Source organism: Bacteroidota bacterium (assembly GCA_034723125.1).
In the GTDB taxonomy this organism is placed as follows: domain Bacteria; phylum Bacteroidota; class Bacteroidia; order CAILMK01; family JAAYUY01; genus JAYEOP01.
Genome location: JAYEOP010000062.1, coordinates 1 through 5,302 on the forward strand (window position 1 = coordinate 1; position 5,302 = coordinate 5,302).

At 30.6% G+C, this 5,302-nt stretch carries 5 protein-coding genes; 2 read left to right on the forward strand and 3 right to left on the reverse strand.

Translation table 11 applies throughout. The features are described from left to right. The 3 genes from U9R42_02035 to U9R42_02045 all read right to left on the reverse strand — a co-directional run. Positions 1-1,882 (reverse strand): OmpA family protein (locus U9R42_02035; GenBank protein MEA3494793.1); only part of this gene is annotated, 1,882 nt, incomplete at its 3' end. A gap of 71 nt (positions 1,883-1,953) precedes the next feature. Continuing rightward, positions 1,954-2,829: a carboxylating nicotinate-nucleotide diphosphorylase gene (nadC, locus tag U9R42_02040; GenBank protein ID MEA3494794.1), complete on the reverse strand. Its 876-nt coding sequence runs from the start codon at positions 2,827-2,829 to the stop codon at positions 1,954-1,956. A 9-nt stretch (positions 2,830-2,838) separates the two neighbouring features. Further along, positions 2,839-3,228 carry a DUF4783 domain-containing protein gene (locus U9R42_02045; protein MEA3494795.1) on the reverse strand — a complete coding sequence of 130 codons (390 nt, stop codon included), beginning with the start codon at positions 3,226-3,228 and terminating at the stop codon, positions 2,839-2,841. A gap of 144 nt (positions 3,229-3,372) precedes the next feature. Here U9R42_02045 and U9R42_02050 point away from each other — a divergent pair, with 144 nt between their 5' ends. Further along, on the forward strand, positions 3,373-3,966 hold the full coding sequence (locus U9R42_02050; GenBank protein ID MEA3494796.1) for a DNA-3-methyladenine glycosylase: 594 nt from the start codon (positions 3,373-3,375) through the stop codon (positions 3,964-3,966). Between the two features lie 280 nt (positions 3,967-4,246). Continuing rightward, the gene (locus tag U9R42_02055) at positions 4,247-5,062 is read left to right on the forward strand and encodes a gamma-glutamyl-gamma-aminobutyrate hydrolase family protein (protein ID MEA3494797.1); all 816 of its coding nucleotides are present in this window, start codon (positions 4,247-4,249) and stop codon (positions 5,060-5,062) included. The last annotated feature ends 240 nt before the right edge of the window (positions 5,063-5,302 follow it).

Consider the following 5,302-nt stretch of genomic DNA (forward strand, 5'->3'; position numbering starts at 1 on the left):
AACTTAACCTTGAAGCTGGTATTTTGCCGTTTTTTATCAAATAATTGTAAACTGTTTTTGCCCTGTTTTGTGATAATGTTTTGTTGTATTGCGAGCTTCCTTTGTTGTCGGTGTATCCGCTTAATTCAACTTTTACCTTAGGATATTTGTACAGAAACTGAATTGTTTTTTTTAATTCAGCTCGAGATTCATCCTTTAAAGTAAATTTGTCAAAGTCAAAAAATACATTTTTAAGAATTATTGTTTGGCCAATCTTTATTTTCAAAAGAGGAACATCTTTTTCAAACGCTGTTGATTTTATTCCTTTTATGGAAAAATTATCGGAGTAAAATAAGTAGCCTTTTCGTGAAACATTAAGAGCATAATCTTTGTCGGAAGGAATTGCAACGAGGAATTTACCTGTTATTGGGTCGGAGCGAGATTCAACAATTAATTTTCCTGTTGAAAGATTTATTAATTCAAATCTTGCTCCCAGTTTTTGTTTAGTATCAGCATCATAAACGACCCCTTTTAAGTAACAAACAGGGCGAGGTTTAAATTTGTTAGGCATTTTAAAATCATAAATATCCAATCCGCCTTCTCCACCTTCTTTGCGTGAAGCAACAAATGCTTTTCTTCCGCTGGCACTTACAAATATTCCTAATTCACTTTTGTGAGAATTTAAAGGATAGCCAAGGTTTGTAACCATTCCGAATTCTCCGCTTGGTAATCTGCGAGCAATAAAAATATCTGATTCTCCCATACCTTTTCTTTTATCTGTAGAAAAATATAAAGTTTGGTCGTCAGAATGAATAAAAGGAGATTGCTCATTGCCTTTAGTATTAATTCGTGGTCCTAAATTTACAGGCTCTGACCATTTGCCATTTTTAAGTTTTGTGCTTTTCCAAATATCTAATTTTCCTACTGAGCCTTCACGATTGGCACTAAAATAAATTGTTTTTCCATCAAAAGAAATTGAAGGTTGAGTTTCTTTTCCTCTTGTATTAATTGGTTGACCTATATTTTTAGGTGCTTGCCATTTTCCTCTTCTGTATTCGGAATAATAAATATCACACCATCCGTAACCTAAATTTCTGTCTTCTGAACAAATTGTAAAGTATAATGAATTGCCATCTGGTGAAATAGAAATTGCTCCTTCATTTTTATTTGGTGAATTCAAAAAGCCAGGAAGTGGTCTTGTGTTTGTCCAGTCATTATTTTTAAAGTCACTAATAAAAATATCTTCATTGAATTGAGCAAAAGCAACTTTCGCTGATTTGTTTGCAAGCAATTTACGAGTAAAAAATAAATTTCCATCATCAGCAGTAAGAACAGGCCAATATTCGTCAAGCTCAGTATTTATGCTTTTACCTGCATTATTGAGTTTATAGGGTACAGGATGTTTCATTTGATGAATTCTAAATTTACATAGCTCAATATTTTCGTATGCTTTTTTCTGAAATCTTTGTGATGTACCACCAAATTCTGCAAATATTTTAAAATATTTTATTGCATTTTCATAGTCGGTTTCTCTCATGAGCAAGTAAGCATAATTGAAATTTACGTTTGGATATTCAGGTTTTAGTTCAAGTGCTTTTTCGTACATTGCCTTTTCTTTTTCAATTTTACCTGTTTTGTAATAAATGGAAGATAGACGCATGTAGGCATCAACATAGTTAGGGTCAGCTTTAATAGCATTATTAAGGATGATTTCTGCATCTTTATAATTTTTGACCATTAATAATTCTGTTGCTTTAGAATAAAGTGTTAAGGCTTTTCTGCTTTTTGAGGAAGTAAAAACCTTGTTGGGCTGAGCATACAGCGAAAAATTATATGACAAAATGAAAACAAAAATTAATAATTGTTTGAATTTAAACAATGAAGTAAAACGATAATTTAACATTGGAATATCTATTAGTTAAAAAAAATGAGACCTCTAAAATACAATAATTTGAAGTTTTAAACGAACAAAAATTATTTTATTATTTTTAAACTTAAATCTAATGAGCGTACTGAATTTGTTAATGCTCCTGAAGAAATGTAATCAACTCCGGTTTTTGCAAAATCAACAATATTTTTTTCAGTAATTCCACCTGATGCTTCTGTGATAATTTCTTTGTTAACAATTTTAACAGCTTTTTCTAAATTTTCAGGAGTGAAATTGTCAAGTAAAATTCTGTTTACAATATTTTTGAGTTTTAGAATTTCATTTAGCTCATCAAAGTTTCGTATTTCAACTTCAATTTGAATATCTAATTTATTTTTCTCTATATATTTATTTGCCAGATTTACAGCATTTGTAATGCTTCCTGCATAGTCAACATGATTATCTTTTATAAGAATCATGTCAAATAATCCAATTCTGTGGTTATAGGATCCACCAATATTTACAGCCCATTTTTCAAGAAATCTTAATCCGGGGGTGGTTTTTCTGGTGTCTAATAATTTTGTTGGGTAATCTTTTATCAGTCCTGTTAAGTAAGCCGATTTTGTTGCTATTCCGCTTAATCGTTGCATAAAATTAAGAACTAATCGCTCGGAGGTAAGAATTGATTGTGCCTTTCCTTTTACCTTAAAAGCGATATCGCCATACTCAGCATTATCTCCGTCAGAAAAAAATTTATTTAATTCTATGTTTTTATCAACGTATTTGAAAATATATTCAGCAAGGTCTATTCCTGCAATTTTACCTTTGTCTTTTATGAGCAGTTGTGCTTCAATAACTGAGTTGTCGGGGATGGTTGATAATGAAGTGTGGTCTCCACTTCCGATATCTTCCTTAAGTGCAAACTTTACAAGTTCACTAATATTTTTATCAAAATAATCTTGGGAAACAAAATCTACTTTCACGCTAAAATATTATTCTTTATCAAATTGAAGTTCTTGAATATATAGTTTGTTATTGACCTCTTTAAACAAAAAGTATGTTCTGTAATTTCCGTTTGAAGTTTTCAGGTCTCCAATAATATAAGGTAATCCTTTTGCTGATGCACCTTTGTGCCTGATAATGAAATTTAGAGGTGGGTTTTTTATAAAAAATTCTTTAAGAATTATTTCTGCTTGGCTTTTACTGTAAATATTTTCTTCATCATTAATTTTTAATTCTACTCTTGGACTAAAATACTTAGCTACTTCTTTGCTATTAGCTGATTTTATTGCCAAAGCAATATCATCAAAAACATCAAAATTTGTAAATGAACAAAGAGTGAGAACGACAAAAAATGTAAGGAATATACTTAGTTGTTTCATAATTCATATTTTGTTTTGATAAAAGCTAAAATTGTACCACAGGAAAAATCAAAAAGCTCAAATTTTTACGAAACAGGCAAATTTTAATAAAAATCTAAGATACTAAAAAATTATTAGTTCAATACAATCAGTAAATATATCTTTGTGCAAAATTTAATGATGTCTAAATTATCCAAAAGTTTTTATAGGGGGAATAATGTTGTAAAAATCAGCAAAAATCTTTTAGGTAAAATTCTTTTTACAAAAATTGAAAACGAAATAACTGCCGGAATAATTACTGAAACAGAAGCCTATGAAGGTGCTACGGATAAAGCTTCTCATGCTTACGCAAATAAAAGAACAAAACGAACTGAAATAATGTTTCAAAATGGGGGTGTTGCTTATGTCTATCTTTGTTATGGAATTCATTCTTTATTTAATGTTGTAACAAACAAAAATGGTATTCCTCATGCTGTACTTATTAGGGGGATAAAACCGATAGAAGGGATAGAAACTATTTTGAAAAGAAGAGGTAAAAATAAAATTGATAAAAACATTTGCATGGGTCCTGGTAAGCTATCTCAAGCTCTTGGAATTAAAACAGAATATTCTGGAATAAGTCTTTGCGAAAACACAATTTGGATAGAAGATTCTGATTTAAGTATAAATGAAAATGATATTTCTTTAGGTAAAAGAATTGGCGTTGACTACGCAAAAGAAGATGCCGATTTGCTTTACCGATTTACTTTGAAAATTTGAGAAGGAGAATGGGCGAAAAGGAGAGTGAGGGAGATAATTATTTAGTGCCTCTAAGAAAACTATCAAATTTTATGATTTCTAAGATTTTTGATGAGATTTTTATTTTTTGAGACGAGGCGATGCCTTAGCATCAGTGAGTTGAAAAAGATAAAAATATCGCAAAAAGATAGGAATCTAATTTTGCAGAGTTTTCTTAGAGACACTATTTAGGTAGTAATTAATGTGTAAAAAAAATGAATCATCCTTCGCTAAAGCTTCGGCTGATAAAAAGATGAAAAAAATGAAAAAATTTAAACAATTTCTCTATTTATTTGTTGCTGTTCTAATTGTTGCTTGTTCAGGAGACAGCAAAAAAACTGAAAATCAAAACGAACAAAAAATTTTAAAAATTGCAATTTCAAAAGCAAAGGGCTCTGATGGTTATTTGCAATATCAAAAATGGGTAAAAATACTTGCTCCTAAAGCGGAATGTTATGATATGTATTTTACAACTTTTGATTCTGCCATGATGCTTTTTGATGATTGTGCAGGATTAATAATTAGCGGAGGTCCTGATGTTTTTCCTGGACTTTATGAAAAAGAAAAGGATACTTCTCGCTGTGGTTATATTGATAAAAGACGTGATACTCTTGAATTGGCATTGATAAAAAAAGCTCTTGAAATGAAAATTCCAATACTTGGAGTTTGCCGTGGGCAACAAATTTTAAATGTTGCCTTAGGCGGAAGTTTGATAATTGATATCCCTGCTGATTTTGACACAACAGTAATTCACCGTTGTGAAAAATCTGATACTTGTTTTCATAAAGTAACATTGATAAATGGAAGCTTGTTGGAAAATATTTGCGGAGTAAATTCAGGAATTGTTAATACCAATCATCATCAGGCAATTGATGAAATTTCAACAAAACTCAAAGTGAGTTCAAAGACAGAAGATGGACTGACAGAAAGTGTGGAATGGAAAAGCCCCAAAGATAAATCATTTCTAATAGCAGTACAGTGGCATCCCGAAAGGCTTGATACCACAAATGAACTTTCATATAAAATTGGAAAAAGATTCATTATAGAATCAAAAAAGTACTTGAAAGAAAATGAATAAGAACCCCCCTTTAATAATCAGAATTCCTGATATTTGTTTGATGCTCGTTTGAAAACAATGTTCCGGCTATTTATTTTAGGGGGGGGCTATAAATACATTCGCATTAAGATTCTCAGAGTTTTTTATAGACAATGAAAAATTTTGATGCACTATCGGGATAATGTTAAAATTTTTGAAGAAGTATATGAAAAACTCTGAAAACCCTTTGGGAACAAAGATAATAAACAATCTGACTGCGTT

Coding starts and splice junctions, on each gene's coding strand:
- U9R42_02055 (MEA3494797.1), top strand. CDS start 4,247: ATGAAAAAATTTAAACAATTTCTCTATTTATTTGTTGCTGTTCTAATT.
- U9R42_02045 (MEA3494795.1), bottom strand. CDS start 3,228: ATGAAACAACTAAGTATATTCCTTACATTTTTTGTCGTTCTCACTCTT.